Genomic DNA, 16,074 nt, shown 5'->3' on the forward strand with positions numbered 1-16,074 from the left:
GGCTTAGGCCTCTTTTTCTTTTCCATAACATCAGAATTTTGCTAGTAAACCCGGATAAGGTGCGTGAAGGTTGCGGTGTTTGCCGGGGCTGAAAACAAAAAGGCTCCCGAGGGGAGCCTTTCGAAGGTAACTAAAACGCTATTACAGCAGGAAATCGTCCAGGGATTTGCCTTGCTCTTCGATAGCTTTTTTAATCACGGCTGGAGTACGGCCCTGGCCAGTCCAGGTTTTCATTTCGCCGTTTTCATCTTTATAGTGGTATTTAGCTGGGCGTGCAGCACGCTTAGCTTTACCAGCGGCTTTGGTAGCAGCCATAGTTTGCAGCAGTTCGTTTGGATCAATACCGTCTGCAATCAGCATTTCGCGGTATTGTTGCAGTTTACGAGTGCGCTCTTCAATTTCTGCTTGAGCCTGGCTGTCTTCTTCGCGGCGTTCGTTAACAACAACTTCCAGTTTTTCCAGCATCTCTTCCAGAGTTTCCAGGCTGCATTCTCTTGCCTGTGCACGCAGAGTACGGATGTTGTTCAAAATCTTCAATGCTTCGCTCATTGTTCAAGTCTCAAATTATATTAGTGGGGGGGCGTGACGATAATAATAGAGTGGTCTTTTCTTTTCTGCAATAGCCAAATTGAAAGAGTGACTAAATTTATCTTTAAAAAACCGATATTGAGAACTGTCCGACTAATAACGCAGGGGGAGCATGCTTTTATCCTCCCCGATTTTTAAGCCAAATTCTCCAGCCAGCAGGCATAATCGGCTGGCTTAAAGTCATTTTTGCCAGTGGGGCATAATTAGGTTCTATAACTGTATCGGCAACGATTTGTGGCCATAATCACTTCGCCAAAAGGACTAGTACCGTAAAGAATGGGGGTATAGCGGTATACTGGCGGTCAGCTGGTAGTAAGTTGTTAAGCGTTCCAATTAACCGGGCAGTCATCGCTGAAAACACATTTAATTGCATTGCAGGCGAGTAGGGGAGTGAGGATGTTTGCACGCTAGCAGGACATATCTGTATGAGCATTAATGAATTTAGTTAATCATTAACAATAATTAATTGTGCTTGATAAACCACGGCAATCTGTAAATAGATGTAAAATTGGCCGGTGTGAGTGTAAAATGCTTCACATGAAACTCGGCTGACGGCTATTTTTTGGGGTAGGATAATGTTGGCCCGCTTGCTGAGTCTGGCCGTGGCCTATGTTACAATGTCAACCTGCACCTTCCGACAGTATATACCTATCGTCTCTCAAGCTGCAGCGTAGTTAACCGTAACAGACTCTTCTGCCGAGGGAATATAATCTTCCTGATTGGCAGGGGCGTCATGTAAAGTGCCTGCAGGACCAAGGGATGAGTCAACGGGTTACCCGGCAGCAACAGGAAAGTCTTAGGGTATATAATTTAAACCAATGGAGTCGCGGCCACATGGCTCAGCTTTATTTTTATTATTCCGCTATGAATGCGGGGAAATCGACGGCACTGTTACAATCTTCATATAATTATCAAGAACGTGGTATGCGCACGCTGGTGTTCACCGCTGAGATCGACCACCGCTTCGGCGTAGGCAAAGTCAGTTCGAGGATTGGGCTGTCGTCGCAAGCACAGCTGTATAATAACGACACTCAACTGTATGCCATGATCAACCAGGAGCATCAACAGCAGCCCGTACATTGCGTGCTGGTGGATGAAAGCCAATTCCTGACCAAAGAGCAGGTTGAAGAACTCTGCGAGGTGGTCGATCAGCTTGATATTCCGGTGCTGTGCTATGGCTTGCGTACGGATTTTCTTGGGGAACTGTTTGTTGGCAGCCATCATCTGCTGGCCTGGGCCGACAAGCTGGTCGAACTGAAGACCATTTGTCACTGCGGGCGTAAAGCCAATATGGTGCTGCGCCTGGGGGAAGATGGCAAGGCGATGCATATGGGTGAGCAGGTGGTGATCGGGGGTAACGAAAGCTATGTTTCGGTATGCCGCAAGCACTACAAAGAAGCGATCAAAGAACCGGCGTGATATCCTGTTAGGAGCGCCGTAGAAGGCTTGTACGGCGTTTTTGACTGCCACCCTGTAGGTAAGCAGGTATTGTTGCCTAAATAGCGTGGAGCTTGTTGAGTACGGCTTTTAGCTAGCATAAAAAAACCCGCCTTTCGGCGGGTTTTGACCATTCAGGGAACGGTTATTTCTTGGACTTTTTTTCCGCTTTGGCGGCAACAGGTGCTGCAACTACCGCTTCTTCTTCGGTCTCTTCGCTGAATTTGCGGCCGTAGAAGGTATCCATCAGGATTTGCTTGAGTTCAGCAATCAGCGGATAGCGTGGGTTAGCACCGGTACATTGGTCATCAAACGCGTCTTCAGACAGTTTGTCGACCTTGGCCAGGAAGTCGGCTTCCTGCACGCCAGCTTCGCGGATCGAGGTTGGGATACCCAAATCAGCCTTGATTTCATCCAGCCATACCAGCAGCTTCTCGATCTTCTGAGCAGTGCGGTCACCAGGAGCGCTCAGGCCGAGGTGGTCTGCGATCTCTGCGTAGCGACGGCGTGCCTGTGGACGGTCATACTGGCTGAAGGCGGTCTGCTTGGTCGGGTTGTCGTTGGCGTTATAGCGGATAACGTTAGAGATCAACATGGCGTTAGCCAGACCGTGCGGGATATGGAACTCGGAACCCAGTTTGTGGGCCATTGAGTGGCAAACACCCAGGAAGGCGTTGGCAAACGCGATACCGGCGATGGTAGCGGCGTTGTGCACACGTTCACGAGCAACCGGGTTTTTCGCCCCTTCGTGATAGCTGGCTGGCAGATATTCTTTCAGCAGTTTCAGAGCTTGCAGCGCCTGGCCGTCTGAATATTCGTTGGCCAGTACGGAAACGTAGGCCTCCAGGGCGTGAGTCACCGCATCCAGGCCGCCGAAGGCGCACAGGGACTTAGGCATGTTCATCACCAGGTTGGCATCGACAATTGCCATATCCGGGGTCAGGGCATAGTCAGCCAGTGGATATTTCTGGCCGGTAGCATCATCAGTTACCACCGCAAAAGGCGTCACTTCTGAACCGGTACCTGAAGTGGTGGTGACGGCGATCATTTTCGCTTTCACGCCCATTTTCGGGAACTTGTAGATACGCTTACGGATGTCCATAAAGCGCAGCGCCAGATCTTCGAAGTGGGTTTCAGGATGTTCGTACAGCACCCACATGATTTTCGCGGCATCCATTGGTGAACCACCACCCAGCGCGATGATCACGTCTGGTTTGAAGGAGTTCATCTGCTCGGCACCTTTACGTACGATGCTCAGCGTTGGATCGGCTTCTACCTCGAAGAACACTTCGGTTTCAATACCGTGCGATTTCAGAACTTTGGTGATCTGATCGGCATAGCCGTTATTGAACAGGTAGCGGTCGGTCACGATGAAGGCGCGTTTTGCCCCATCGGTAGCCACTTCTTCCAGCGCGATTGGCAGTGAGCCACGGCGGAAGTAGATTGATTTTGGAAGTTTGTGCCACAACATGTTTTCTGCTCGCTTCGCTACAGTTTTCTTGTTGATCAAATGTTTTGGGCCGACGTTTTCAGAGATGGAGTTACCACCCCAGGAACCGCAGCCCAACGTCAGTGACGGAGCGAGTTTAAAGTTGTACAGGTCACCGATACCACCCTGAGAAGCAGGGGTGTTGATCAGGATACGCGCGGTCTTCATTTTGTCGCCAAAATACTCGACGCGTGCAGTCTGGTTATCTTGGTCGGTGTACAGGCAAGAGGTGTGACCGATACCGCCCATGGCGACCAGTTTCTCGGCTTTGCTGACGGCGTCTTCAAAGTCTTTGGCACGATACATCGCCAGGGTAGGCGACAGTTTTTCGTGAGCAAACGGCTCAGATTCGTCCACCAGTTTCACTTCACCGATCAGGATCTTGGTGTTGGCTGGCACTTTGATACCGGCCATTTCAGCGATTTTTGGTGCAGACTGACCAACGATAGCGGCGTTCAGGCCACCGTTTTTCAGGATGATGTCCTGCACGGCTTTCAGCTCTTTACCTTGCAGCATGTAGCCACCGTGGGAAGCGAAGCGCGCACGTACTGCATCGTATGCGGAGTCAACCACGATCACGGACTGCTCAGAAGCACAGATTACACCGCTGTCGAAGGTTTTGGACATCAGGATAGAAGCCACTACGCGTTTGATGTCGGCAGTTTCGTCAACCACGACTGGCGTGTTACCGGCACCAACGCCGATGGCTGGTTTACCCGAGCTGTAAGCGGCTTTCACCATGCCTGGGCCACCGGTGGCCAGGATCAGGTTGATGTCTGGGTGATGCATCAACTGGTTGGACAGTTCAACCGTTGGCTGGTCGATCCAACCGACGATATCTTTCGGTGCGCCAGCCGCGATGGCTGCCTGCAGCACGATATCTGCGGCTTTGTTGGTGGCGTTCTTGGCACGTGGGTGCGGAGAGAAGATGATACCGTTACGGGTCTTCAGGCTGATCAGCGCTTTGAAGATTGCAGTAGAAGTTGGGTTGGTGGTGGGGACGATACCGCAAATCAGGCCAATTGGCTCTGCAATGGTGATGGTACCGAAAGTTTCATCTTCGGAGAGGATCCCGCAGGTCTTTTCGTCTTTATAGGCGTTATAGATGTATTCTGAAGCGAAGTGGTTTTTGATGACCTTGTCTTCAACGATACCCATGCCTGATTCTTCAACGGCCATTTTAGCCAGAGGAATACGGGCATCTGCGGCGGCGAGGGCAGCGGCGCGGAAGATCTTATCAACTTGCTCTTGTGAGAAGTTGGCATACTCGCGCTGGGCTTTTTTGACACGTGCGACTAGCTCGTTCAATTCAGCGACATTCGTTACAGCCATGATGCTCTCCTGATAAATGTTAAACTCTTTCAGTAAATAAGCCGTTCGAGGAACTAGTATAGACATCTGTCAGGAAGGCGTCTGTCGAACAATGAGACCTTTCCTGCAGTTAGCGACCCATACTGCTGATTTACTTAAAGAGCTTTACCAAGTGCAAGTTGGTAGTAGGCAAGCGGGACAGAAATCGGCATCCATACCTCGTGCTACCTTTTGACTACGACTTAGAGCTTAACTATTCCTGAGTAGATATTTTGTGATGTACATCATAAAAATCGCATGCTGACACCTTTCAGCTGAGGATTATTGAGAGTGATTATCAACTGTGTACTTATCGATGACGAGAATACACTTAATAACAGCAGCCGACAAACAAGGCATTAACAATAGATAATTGTTTTGTAACATTCTGTTGGGGTAGGGAAAAATGCTGCCTGGGTGGATGGATTAGCTAGCGTAATTCCATTACATTAGCGCGCATCGGCAGTGTCTCTTTTTACAGCTATTAATGCGGAGTTTTTCGTGGGCCAATCTCTGTTGGATTTTTCCGGCTACATCAAGTTTTTTGTCGGCCTGTTTGCGCTGGTCAACCCGGTCGGTATTCTGCCGGTGTTTATCAGCATGACCAGCTACCAGGCCGAGGTCGGGCGTAACAAAACCAACCTGACGGCTAACCTGTCGGTAGCTATTATCTTATGGACTTCGCTGTTCCTGGGCGAGGGCATCCTGCGGATGTTCGGCATTTCCATCGATTCCTTCCGTATTGCTGGTGGTATCCTGGTGGTGACCATCGCCATGTCGATGATCAGCGGTAAACTGGGGGAAGATAAACAGAACAAGCAGGAAAAGTCAGAAAGCGCGATCCGCGAGAGCATCGGGGTGGTGCCTTTGGCGCTGCCGTTGATGGCTGGGCCAGGTGCCATCAGTTCTACCATTGTCTGGAGCTCCCGCTACCACAGCTGGCAGAATCTGTTAGGTTTTACCGTGGCGATTGCCTTGTTCGCCTTTTGCTGTTGGTTATTGTTCCGAGCAGCTCCGTTGCTGGTACGACTGCTGGGGCAAACCGGTATCAACGTCATCACCCGTATCATGGGGCTGCTGTTGATGGCGCTGGGCATCGAGTTTATTGTCACCGGGATTAAAGCCATTTTCCCCGGGTTGTTATAACCAGCGCATGCCGCGAATATCCCTGTTCGCGGCTTAAATTAATTTTGAATATTTAAAATTATCTCACTCAATGCATTATTAAAGTGCATGACCTGCCTGCTTTTCATTCTATTGCCCAACCATGTTGCACAAATCTCACTTTATCGCTCGATAAAGCACCATGATGTTATTTTCTGCACTTATTACCCCCTCGTGATAGCGGTTTTCTGTCTGCCTGCGGTGAAAGCTGGTGTTAATTTAATCACATCATTCTGTAGGGCTTGTCTCCGTTTCACACAGGTGTTATTAGTGATTAACCACGCATAGGCAGGTGTTTATTCTCTGATTGGCGATTTTGTTAACTGAATGTTTCTTTTGATGGGCCTTTGGGTCTTCGAAAAAATTCACGCACAAGGTGGGTGTGATTTGTATAGTGAAATCATGTAATTAGGTTGCGATTGAGCGGCGGTAAATCAGGGGTATCAGTCGGCTGGTACGACAATAAAAGAGAAATGCTTAACATTTCTGTAAAAATTATTAGCTATGAATTTTTGCTTCTGCTAATTTCCGAGCAACTTATTCGAAAGAATTTTCTTATCTTTGGCTTGCCGAGTAGGAATGATTCTTGCTGGTGTCCGTTTAAAACAATGCATGATAACTATTTCATCATTATTGCTTGGCAATGAAAAGGAGCCTGAACCATGCCGCAAACCACGCAGCACCCACCGTTAGCCGTTATCATCGCTGCCGTATTGGCGGTTAGTGCCAGTCAGAGCCTGCAGGCTGCAGAGGTTCCCGCTGGCGTGCAATTGGCACCCCTCCAGAACATGGTGGTCAATAACGGTTCGGAAGTTGCTTCGTTGGATCCGCATAAAGTTGAAGGCACACCCGAAAGCAATATTATCCTCAACCTGCTGGAAGGATTGGTCAGCACCGATGCCAATGGCCACCTGGCACCTGCGGTAGCGGAACGTTGGGAAAATACCGGCTATAAGACCTGGACCTTCCACCTGCGCAAAGATGCGGTGTGGAGTGATGGTTCTCCGGTGACCGCGCAAGATTTTGTGTATAGCTGGCAGCGTCTGGCGGATCCCAAAACCGGCTCTCCCTATGCCAGCTATCTGCAATACGCCAGAATCGATAATATCGACGCTATTCTCACCGGCAAAAAACCGGCTCAGTCGCTTGGTGTCAACGCCGTTGACGATAAAACGCTTAACGTCACCCTCAGTGAGCCAGTGCCTTATTTTGTCAGCATGCTTGCCCATACTTCGATGAAACCGGTGAAACAGTCCGTGATCGAGAAGTTTGGCGACAAGTGGACGTTGCCACAGAACTACGTGGGGAACGGGGCATTTCGCTTAACCCAGTGGGTGGTGAACGAGCGTATCGTCCTCGAGCGCAGCCCGAGCTACTGGGATAATGATAAGACGGTGATCCAGCAGGCAACCTTCCTGCCGTTGGCCTCTGAGGTCAGCGATATCAACCGTTACCGCAGCGGTGAAATCAATATCACTAACAGCGCCATCCCGCCGAATCTGTTTGTCAAAATGAAGCAAGAGATCCCGGAGCAGTTGCACGTAAACCCTTATCTCTGCACCTTCTATTACGAGATCAACAATCAGCGCGCGCCGTTTACCGACGAGCGGGTGCGTGCGGCCGTCAAATTGACGCTGGATCGCGACATCATTGCCAACAAGATCATGGGGCAGGGGCAAATCCCGGCCTACAGCTTTACGCCGACCTTTACCGAAGGGGGCAACTTCAGCCAGCCTGAATGGGCGGGATGGACGCAGGAAAAACGCAACGAAGAGGCGAAGAAACTGCTGGCACAGGCTGGATTCACCGCCGACAAGCCACTCAAGTTTACCCTGCTGTACAACACTTCCGATCAGAATAAGCAGCAGGCGATTGCTGCCGCTTCGATGTGGAAGAAAAACCTCGGTGCCCAGGTCACACTGCAAAACCAGGAGTGGAAAACGTCGTTACAGAGCCGTCATGAAGGGCAGTTTGACGTAGCCCGTGCCACCTGGTGCGGCGATTATAACGAGCCTAGCGCGTTTTTGAACATGCTGCTTTCCAACAGCAGTAACAACACCTTCTTCTATAAAAGTCCGGCGTTCGATGCGCTGATGGCCAGTACCTTGCAAGCGCCGGACGCTGCTGCGCGCAGCGCTATTTACCAGCAGGCGGAAACCCTGCTGGACAAGGATTCTGCTCTGGTTCCGGTCTATTATCGGGTCAGCGCCCGGTTGGTCAAACCTGCGGTCGGCGGCTTTACCGGCAAAGACCCGCTTGACTATATCGATCTGAAAAATTTCTACCTGATTAAAGAGTAATGAAGGTATGACCGGTGGTGATAGCGGCCGGTAATACACAGGAAAGGCAGCGCCGTTTGTTCCACGGCGTCCAGCCATAGCAACCACCCGGTTAACGGGCAACGCAGCTCCCACGACGGAGTTGTGATAATAAAAACTGGAGTTTAACCACATGACCAACATCACGAAGAAGTCCCTGCTGGCAGCAGGCATTATGGCGGCGCTAGGATTAACGGCGGCGGGAACTGCCTTTGCGGCCGAAGTGCCTGCGGGCGTACAGCTGGCGGACAAGCAGGAAATCGTTAAAAACAACGGTTCCGAAGTGCAATCCCTTGACCCGCATAAAATCGAAGGCGTGCCGGAAAATAACGTGACGCGCGATCTGATTGAAGGGCTGGCGAATAACAGCCTGGATGGTTCAGTGGTACCGGGCGTGGCAGAAAGCTGGGATAACAAAGATTTTAAAGTGTGGACCTTCCACCTGCGTAAAGATGCCAAATGGTCAAATGGTGAGCCGGTAACGGCACAAGATTTCGTCTATAGCTGGCAGCGTCTGGTCGATCCGAAGACCGCCTCGCCTTATGCCAGCTACCTGCAATATGCCCACGTGGAAAACGTGGATGACATCATCGCCGGTAAAAAAGACAAATCGACGCTGGGCGTGAAGGCCATCGACGATCATACCTTCCAGGTAACGCTGACCGAACCGGTGCCGTATCTGGTAGAAATGACGCCACACTACGCCATGAAGCCGGTGAACAAAGAAGTGGTAGAGAAGTTTGGCGAGAAGTGGACCCTGCCGCAAAACTATGTCAGCAACGGCGCTTATAAGCTGAAGGACTGGGTAGTTAACGAACGTATCGTGCTGGAACGTAACCCGGAGTATTGGGATAACGCCAAAACCATCATTAATAAAGTCACCTTCCTGCCGATCGCTTCAGAAGTTACCGACGTTAACCGCTACCGCACCGGCGAAATCGACATGACTTATAACAACATGCCGATCGAGCTGTTCCAGAAGCTGAAAAAAGAGATCCCGAACGAAGTTCACGTCGATCCGTATCTGTGTACTTACTACTATGAAATCAACAACCAGAAGGCACCGTTTACCGATGCCCGCGTGCGTGAAGCGTTGAAGTTGGGGATGGATCGCGACATTATCGTCAACAAGGTGAAGAACCAGGGCGATCTGCCTGCCTACAGCTTCACACCGCCTTACACCGACGGTGCCAAGTTGACGCCGCCAGAATGGTTTGGCTGGTCTCAGGACAAGCGCAACGAAGAAGCCAAGAAACTGTTGGCTGAAGCGGGCTATGGCCCAGGCAAGCCGCTGACCTTCTCGCTGCTGTACAACACCTCAGATCTGCACAAGAAACTGGCTATTGCCGCCGCGTCTATCTGGAAGAAAAACCTGGGTGTGGACGTGAAGCTGGTGAACCAGGAGTGGAAAACCTTCCTGGATACCCGCCATCAGGGCACCTATGATGTGTCACGTGCTGGCTGGTGCGCGGACTACAACGAACCAAGCTCCTTCCTGAACATGATGTTGTCCGACAGCAGCAGTAATACCCCGCACTATAAGAGCGCAGAGTTCGACAAGTTGATGAACAACGTGTTGACGGCGAAAACCAAAGAAGAGCGTGCCGAGCTGTATCAGAAAGCCGAAGTGCAGTTGGATAAAGACTCTGCCATCGTTCCGCTTTATTACTATGTGAATGCTCGCCTGGTGAAACCTTACGTGGGTGGTTACTCGGGTAAAGATCCACTGGATAACGTTTACGATAAAAACCTGTACATCATCAAACATTGATGCGGCAAGGGCTGGTGGCGCAGGTCGCCAGCCCATTTCAAGACTATAAGCCGTTATCAGGCTGAAGCACAGGGCTAGGGCAATGCTTAAATTTATCTTTCGTCGCCTGTTAGAGGCGATCCCGACACTATTTATTCTTATCACCATCTCATTTTTTATGATGCGCCTCGCACCCGGCAGCCCGTTTACCGGTGAACGCGCGCTGCCACCTGAAGTGTTGGCCAATATTGAAGCCAAATATCATCTTAACGATCCGATCTGGAAACAGTACGGGCATTATTTGGTGCAACTGTCGCAAGGCGATTTTGGCCCTTCGTTTAAATACAAAGATTATTCGGTTAATGACCTGGTCAAGGCCTCGTTCCCCGTTTCTGCCAAGCTGGGCTTTGCCGCTTTCGTATTGGCGGTGGTGCTGGGAGTGAGCGCAGGGGTCATTGCTGCGTTGAATCAGAATACCAAGTGGGACTATACGGTGATGGGGTTCGCCATGACCGGTGTGGTGATCCCCAGCTTTGTTGTCGCACCGTTATTGGTGCTGATTTTTGCCATTACGCTTAAATGGTTGCCAGGTGGCGGTTGGAACGGTGGGGCGCTGAAGTTCATGATCCTGCCGATGGTGGCGCTGTCTTTGGCTTATATCGCCAGCATTGCGCGTATCACGCGTGGCTCAATGATTGAAGTGCTGCACTCCAACTTTATCCGTACCGCCCGTGCCAAAGGTTTGCCGATGCGCCGCATCATTCTGCGCCACGCGTTAAAGCCTGCGTTACTGCCGGTGCTGTCGTATATGGGGCCTGCGTTTGTAGGGATCATCACCGGTTCAATGGTCATTGAAACCATCTATGGCTTACCGGGCATTGGCCAGCTGTTCGTTAACGGTGCGCTGAACCGTGACTATTCGCTGGTGTTGAGTCTGACCATTCTGGTCGGTGGCTTGACCATCCTGTTTAACGCGATCGTCGACGTGCTGTATGCCGTGATCGATCCGAAAATCCGTTACTAAGCTGGAGCACGCAAGATGTTGACGAAAAAGAACAGCGAAGCTCTGGAAAACTTCAGCGAAAAGCTGGAAGTTGAAGGACGCAGTCTGTGGCAGGATGCTCGCCGCCGCTTTATGCATAACCGTGCGGCGGTGACCAGCCTGTTTGTGTTGGCGCTGATCACCCTGTTTGTGATCTGTGCACCTTGGTTGTCGCAGTTTGCTTACGACGACACCGATTGGGCAATGATGTCCGCTGCGCCAAACCTGGAGTCCGGGCACTATTTTGGTACCGACTCCTCAGGGCGTGACCTGCTGGTGCGCGTGGCTATTGGTGGGCGTATTTCGCTGATGGTGGGCGTGGCTGCGGCGCTGGTGGCCGTGGTGTTGGGCACCCTGTACGGTTCCCTGTCTGGTTATCTGGGCGGCAAGACCGACTCGGTAATGATGCGTTTGCTGGAGATCTTGAACTCCTTCCCGTTCATGTTCTTTGTGATCCTGCTGGTGACCTTCTTCGGGCAAAACATCCTGCTGATCTTTGTGGCGATCGGCATGGTGTCGTGGCTGGATATGGCACGTATTGTGCGCGGGCAGACGCTCAGCCTGAAACGTAAAGAGTTTATCGAAGCGGCACTGGTCTGTGGCGTGTCGACCCGCAATATCGTCCTGCGGCATATCGTACCGAACGTACTGGGCGTGGTGGTGGTGTACGCCTCACTGCTGGTGCCGAGCATGATCCTGTTCGAATCCTTCCTCAGCTTCCTGGGGCTGGGGACTCAGGAGCCGTTGAGCAGTTGGGGCGCCTTGCTGAGCGACGGGGCCAACTCGATGGAAGTCTCACCGTGGTTGCTGCTGTTCCCAGCCTGTTTCCTGGTTATCACTCTGTTTTGTTTCAACTTTATCGGCGATGGCCTGCGTGATGCCCTCGACCCGAAAGATCGTTAAGGAGTGCAACCATGAGCATTAATTCTCAACCACAAAATGGTCTGCTGCTGGACGTCAAAGATCTACGTGTGACGTTCGGTACGCCAGACGGTGACGTTACTGCGGTAAACGATCTCAACTTCGACCTGCGTGCGGGGGAAACCCTGGGCATCGTCGGCGAGTCTGGTTCGGGCAAGTCACAAACGGCGTTTGCGCTGATGGGCTTACTGGCCAGCAATGGCCGGATTGGAGGCTCGGCAAAATTCAATGGCCGTGAAATCCTCAATCTGCCGGAAAAACAACTGAACAAATTGCGGGCCGAAGAGATCTCAATGATCTTCCAGGACCCGATGACCTCATTGAATCCTTATATGCGCGTCGGCGAACAGTTGATGGAAGTGCTGATGCTGCATAAGAAAATGAGTAAAAGCGAGGCGTTTGAAGAGTCGGTACGCATGCTGGACGCGGTCAAAATGCCGGAAGCCCGTAAGCGTATGCGTATGTATCCGCATGAGTTCTCCGGCGGGATGCGTCAGCGTGTGATGATTGCCATGGCGTTGCTGTGTCGGCCAAAGCTGCTGATTGCCGATGAGCCTACCACCGCACTGGACGTGACCGTGCAAGCACAAATCATGACGCTGCTTAACGAACTCAAGCGTGAATTTAATACGGCGATCATCATGATCACCCATGATTTGGGCGTCGTTGCTGGCATCTGTAACAAGGTCCTGGTGATGTACGCTGGACGCACCATGGAATATGGCAGCGCGCGTGATGTGTTCTATCATCCGAGCCACCCGTACTCTATCGGCCTGCTCAATGCGGTACCGCGCCTGGATGCCGAAGGCGAAGCGCTGATGACCATCCCCGGCAACCCGCCGAACCTGTTGCGGTTGCCGAAAGGCTGTCCGTTCCAACCGCGTTGTCCGCATGCGATGGAGCAGTGCGCGAGTGCTCCGCCATTGGAGCAGTTTGGTGAAGGGCGCTTGCGCGCCTGTTTCAAACCGGTGGAGGCGTTGGTATGACCGCAACCGATAAAAGAGTGCTGCTGGAAGTGGCAGACCTGAAAGTTCACTTCGACATTCATGATGACAAGCAGTGGTTCTGGCAGGCACCTAAAACGCTCAAGGCAGTAGACGGGGTTACCGTACGCCTGTTTGAAGGCGAAACGCTGGGGGTGGTAGGGGAGTCGGGCTGTGGCAAGTCCACCTTTGCCCGGGCGATTATCGGCCTGGTGAAGGCAACCAGCGGCCGGGTGGCCTGGTTGGGCAAAGATCTGCTGGGCATGAGCGATGCCGATTGGCGCAAGACACGCAGCGATATCCAGATGATTTTCCAGGATCCGCTGGCCTCGCTGAACCCGCGTATGACTATCGGTGAGATTATCGCCGAACCGCTGCGCACCTATAATCCTAAAATGCCGCGTCAGGAAGTGAAGGATAAGGTCAAGGCGATGATGTTGAAGGTGGGGCTGTTGCCAAACCTGATTAACCGTTATCCCCATGAGTTCTCAGGTGGGCAGTGTCAGCGTATCGGTATTGCCCGCGCCTTGATCCTGGAGCCGAAGCTGATCATTTGTGATGAACCGGTCTCTGCTCTGGACGTATCTATTCAGGCGCAGGTGGTGAATCTCTTGCAGCAACTGCAACGCGAGATGGGCTTATCGCTGATCTTTATCGCCCACGATTTGGCGGTGGTGAAACACATTTCCGATCGGGTGCTGGTGATGTATCTGGGCCATGCGGTGGAGTTGGGGACCTATGATGAGGTTTATCATAACCCGCAGCACCCTTACACCAAGGCGCTGATGTCGGCGGTACCGGTGCCGGATCCTGACAAGGAGAAGGAAAAGCAGATCCAATTGCTGGAAGGGGAACTGCCATCGCCAATCAACCCGCCTTCAGGCTGCGTGTTCCGCACCCGTTGCCCCATTGCCGGGCCGGAATGCGCCGTAACGCGTCCGCTGCTGGAAGGCAGTTTCCGCCATGCGGTATCCTGCCTGAAAGTCGACCCACTGTAATCAATTGATTGATAATAAAAAACCTGCCAATTGGCAGGTTTTTTTATATCGCTAACCCACTTATTCTTTCCACAAAATGTGGCACAGCTTGTTATCTTTCTCGCGGCAGATCAGGACGCGGGCGAACACATCGTTGATTGGCTCGCCGTCGCTGTCCGCCAGGCCGATAACGACCTCGGCGAAGAAGTCCGGGTTCAAATCGTAATCTACGTGTTCCTGCCAATCTTCTGCCGGATCGTATAGCTCGGCACCGCCGCGCTCTTCAAACTGTAAATTGAACAGCAGAATATCCGCTGGATCCAGATTGTCGCCGGCCAGTTCCAGGAAGATGTCGTAGGCTTGTTCCAGCGTTTCATCTTCGGTAAGGCGATTATTCAAGTCCATATAAAAATCCTGATAACAAATGATTTGAGGTTATTAAACCATGCTCGTTGCCGCTTTTACAGCAACGGGCTGAAAAAGTAAAACAGGCGTTCGACGATGCGGTGCCAGAACGGGCGCTTTTGCCATTGTTTGTCGTCCAGTAACCGTGAGCGGGCGATATAATCATCTTGCACACAGGCCAGGTCGGCACCAAAACCGCTGTCGTCGATAACCAGGGTGATCTCAAAGTTCAGCCACAGGCTACGCATATCCAGATTGACCGTGCCGACCAGGCTGAGCTGGCCATCGACCAACACGCTCTTGGTGTGTAACAGTCCACCTTCAAACTGGTAAATTTTCACTCCCGCTTCCAACAGCTCAGAGAAGAAGGCGCGGCTGGCCCAGCGCACCAGCATTGAGTCATTCTGGCGTGGCACGATAATGCTGACGTCAACGCCGCGCAGCGCGGCGGTGCAGATTGCGTGTAACAGATCGTCGCTTGGCACGAGATAGGGGGTCGTCATGATCAACTGCTCACGCGCGGAATAGACCGCGGTTAACAGTGCCTGATGGATCATCTCTTCCGGGAAACCCGGGCCGGAGGCTATGACCTGAATAGTATGGCCAGTTTCCTGTTCGAACGGCATGACATTGACGTCTGGCGGCGGTGGCAGAATGCGCTTGCCGGTTTCGATCTCCCAGTCACAGGCGTAAACGATGCCCATGGTGGTCGCCACCGGGCCTTCCATGCGCGCCATCAGGTCGATCCATTGGCCAACGCCCGCATCCTGCTTGAAAAAGCGCGGGTCGACCATATTCATACTGCCGGTATAAGCGATGTAATTGTCTATCAGCACCACCTTGCGATGTTGCCGTAGGTCCATGCGGCGCAGGAACACGCGGAACAGGTTGACCTTGAGTGATTCCACGACTTCGATCCCGGCATTGCGCATCATGCCAGGGTAAGGGCTGCGGAAGAACTGCACGCTGCCGGCGGAGTCCAGCATCAAACGGCAATGCACACCACGGCGCGCGGCGGCCATTAATGATTCGGCCACCTGATCGACCTGCCCACCGGGTTGCCAGATATAAAACACCATCTCGATATTATGGCGCGCCAGCTCGATATCCCGCACCAGGGCGTTCAACGTTGAATCGGTGGTGGTCAGCAACTGTAGCTGGTTGCCTTTGACACCATCAATACCCTGACGGTGGTGGCAGAGCTGGAACAATGGGCGGGCCACTTCGCTGTACTCGGTAGCAAAGATCCGGCTGCTTCCCTTAAGCTCGTTCAACCAGCGAGCGGTTGAGGGCCACATGGCCTTGGCCCGTTCGGCGCGGCGTTTACCTAAGTGCAGCTCGCCAAAGGATAAATAGGCGACGATACCGACCAAGGGCAGAATATAGATCACCAGCAGCCAGGCCATCGCCGAAGGTACGGTGCGTCGTTTCATCAGAATACGCAATGTGACCCCGGCGATAAGCAGCCAGTAGCCGAACACCAAGAGCCAACTAATTACGGTATAAAAGGTTGTCATAAAGGCAAAAATTTCCGTTCGTAAGCCACCAATAATGAGTGTACGCACAGAACAACAAAGGTGAAACCTTTTCTAGGCCATTAAGTTACATAAATATGATTGACCAAAAGGACTTGCCGAAAACAAAAAACCG

Annotated in this window: 12 protein-coding genes; 8 read left to right on the top strand and 4 right to left on the bottom strand. The window is 52.0% G+C overall.

Translation table 11 applies throughout. The features are described 5' to 3' along the window. Window positions 1-141: 141 nt before the first annotated feature. The gene (gene hns / locus ACRDCA_RS18565) at window positions 142-549 is read right to left on the bottom strand and encodes a histone-like nucleoid-structuring protein H-NS (protein WP_024486694.1); all 408 of its coding nucleotides are present in this window, start codon (window positions 547-549) and stop codon (window positions 142-144) included. Window positions 550-1,422: 873 nt separating this feature from the next. Between hns and ACRDCA_RS18570 the strand changes: the two genes are divergently transcribed. Continuing rightward, the gene (locus ACRDCA_RS18570) at window positions 1,423-2,007 is read left to right on the top strand and encodes a thymidine kinase (RefSeq protein WP_438690846.1); all 585 of its coding nucleotides are present in this window, start codon (window positions 1,423-1,425) and stop codon (window positions 2,005-2,007) included. Window positions 2,008-2,170: 163 nt separating this feature from the next. Here ACRDCA_RS18570 and adhE read toward each other — a convergent pair whose 3' ends face one another. Continuing rightward, window positions 2,171-4,846 (bottom strand): bifunctional acetaldehyde-CoA/alcohol dehydrogenase, encoded by a 2,676-nt coding sequence (gene adhE / locus ACRDCA_RS18575; RefSeq protein ID WP_438690847.1) that lies wholly within the window; start codon window positions 4,844-4,846, stop codon window positions 2,171-2,173. Between the two features lie 519 nt (window positions 4,847-5,365). Between adhE and ACRDCA_RS18580 the strand changes: the two genes are divergently transcribed. The 7 genes from ACRDCA_RS18580 (at window position 5,366) to oppF (ending at window position 14,040) form a co-directional block, all read left to right on the top strand. Continuing rightward, window positions 5,366-6,010 (top strand): YchE family NAAT transporter, encoded by a 645-nt coding sequence (locus tag ACRDCA_RS18580; protein ID WP_021181228.1) that lies wholly within the window; start codon window positions 5,366-5,368, stop codon window positions 6,008-6,010. Window positions 6,011-6,690: 680 nt separating this feature from the next. Then, window positions 6,691-8,328 carry an ABC transporter substrate-binding protein gene (locus ACRDCA_RS18585; protein WP_438690848.1) on the top strand — a complete coding sequence of 546 codons (1,638 nt, stop codon included), beginning with the start codon at window positions 6,691-6,693 and terminating at the stop codon, window positions 8,326-8,328. Between the two features lie 151 nt (window positions 8,329-8,479). Next, complete coding sequence (gene oppA / locus ACRDCA_RS18590) at window positions 8,480-10,117, top strand: oligopeptide ABC transporter substrate-binding protein OppA (RefSeq protein ID WP_438690849.1); 1,638 nt, start codon at window positions 8,480-8,482, stop codon at window positions 10,115-10,117. A gap of 82 nt (window positions 10,118-10,199) precedes the next feature. Continuing rightward, window positions 10,200-11,120 (top strand): oligopeptide ABC transporter permease OppB, encoded by a 921-nt coding sequence (gene oppB / locus ACRDCA_RS18595; RefSeq protein ID WP_021181231.1) that lies wholly within the window; start codon window positions 10,200-10,202, stop codon window positions 11,118-11,120. A gap of 15 nt (window positions 11,121-11,135) precedes the next feature. Next, the gene (gene oppC / locus ACRDCA_RS18600; RefSeq protein WP_025119243.1) at window positions 11,136-12,041 is read left to right on the top strand and encodes an oligopeptide ABC transporter permease OppC; all 906 of its coding nucleotides are present in this window, start codon (window positions 11,136-11,138) and stop codon (window positions 12,039-12,041) included. An 11-nt stretch (window positions 12,042-12,052) separates the two neighbouring features. Further along, window positions 12,053-13,045, top strand: coding sequence for an ABC transporter ATP-binding protein (locus ACRDCA_RS18605; protein ID WP_438690850.1), 993 nt, complete (start codon window positions 12,053-12,055; stop codon window positions 13,043-13,045). Further along, window positions 13,042-14,040, top strand: coding sequence for a murein tripeptide/oligopeptide ABC transporter ATP binding protein OppF (oppF, locus tag ACRDCA_RS18610; RefSeq protein WP_025119241.1), 999 nt, complete (start codon window positions 13,042-13,044; stop codon window positions 14,038-14,040). Before ACRDCA_RS18605 ends, oppF begins: the two co-directional genes overlap by 4 nt. A 60-nt stretch (window positions 14,041-14,100) precedes the next feature. Here the strand turns inward: oppF and ACRDCA_RS18615 are convergent, their stop codons facing one another. Both ACRDCA_RS18615 and cls read right to left on the bottom strand, forming a co-directional pair. After that, window positions 14,101-14,424, bottom strand: a complete 324-nt coding sequence (locus tag ACRDCA_RS18615) for an HI1450 family dsDNA-mimic protein (protein ID WP_021181235.1) — start codon at window positions 14,422-14,424, stop codon at window positions 14,101-14,103. A gap of 56 nt (window positions 14,425-14,480) precedes the next feature. Then, on the bottom strand, window positions 14,481-15,941 hold the full coding sequence (gene cls, locus ACRDCA_RS18620) for a cardiolipin synthase (protein ID WP_438690851.1): 1,461 nt from the start codon (window positions 15,939-15,941) through the stop codon (window positions 14,481-14,483). Window positions 15,942-16,074 lie beyond the last annotated feature (133 nt).

It is taken from the genome of Serratia sp. (in: enterobacteria) (assembly GCF_051654945.1).
In the GTDB taxonomy this organism is placed as follows: domain Bacteria; phylum Pseudomonadota; class Gammaproteobacteria; order Enterobacterales; family Enterobacteriaceae; genus Chania.

Coding starts and splice junctions, on each gene's coding strand:
- hns (WP_024486694.1), bottom strand. CDS start 549: ATGAGCGAAGCATTGAAGATTTTGAACAACATCCGTACTCTGCGTGCA.
- ACRDCA_RS18570 (WP_438690846.1), top strand. CDS start 1,423: ATGGCTCAGCTTTATTTTTATTATTCCGCTATGAATGCGGGGAAATCG.
- adhE (WP_438690847.1), bottom strand. CDS start 4,846: ATGGCTGTAACGAATGTCGCTGAATTGAACGAGCTAGTCGCACGTGTC.
- ACRDCA_RS18585 (WP_438690848.1), top strand. CDS start 6,691: ATGCCGCAAACCACGCAGCACCCACCGTTAGCCGTTATCATCGCTGCC.
- oppA (WP_438690849.1), top strand. CDS start 8,480: ATGACCAACATCACGAAGAAGTCCCTGCTGGCAGCAGGCATTATGGCG.
- oppB (WP_021181231.1), top strand. CDS start 10,200: ATGCTTAAATTTATCTTTCGTCGCCTGTTAGAGGCGATCCCGACACTA.
- oppC (WP_025119243.1), top strand. CDS start 11,136: ATGTTGACGAAAAAGAACAGCGAAGCTCTGGAAAACTTCAGCGAAAAG.
- ACRDCA_RS18605 (WP_438690850.1), top strand. CDS start 12,053: ATGAGCATTAATTCTCAACCACAAAATGGTCTGCTGCTGGACGTCAAA.
- oppF (WP_025119241.1), top strand. CDS start 13,042: ATGACCGCAACCGATAAAAGAGTGCTGCTGGAAGTGGCAGACCTGAAA.
- ACRDCA_RS18615 (WP_021181235.1), bottom strand. CDS start 14,424: ATGGACTTGAATAATCGCCTTACCGAAGATGAAACGCTGGAACAAGCC.
- cls (WP_438690851.1), bottom strand. CDS start 15,941: ATGACAACCTTTTATACCGTAATTAGTTGGCTCTTGGTGTTCGGCTAC.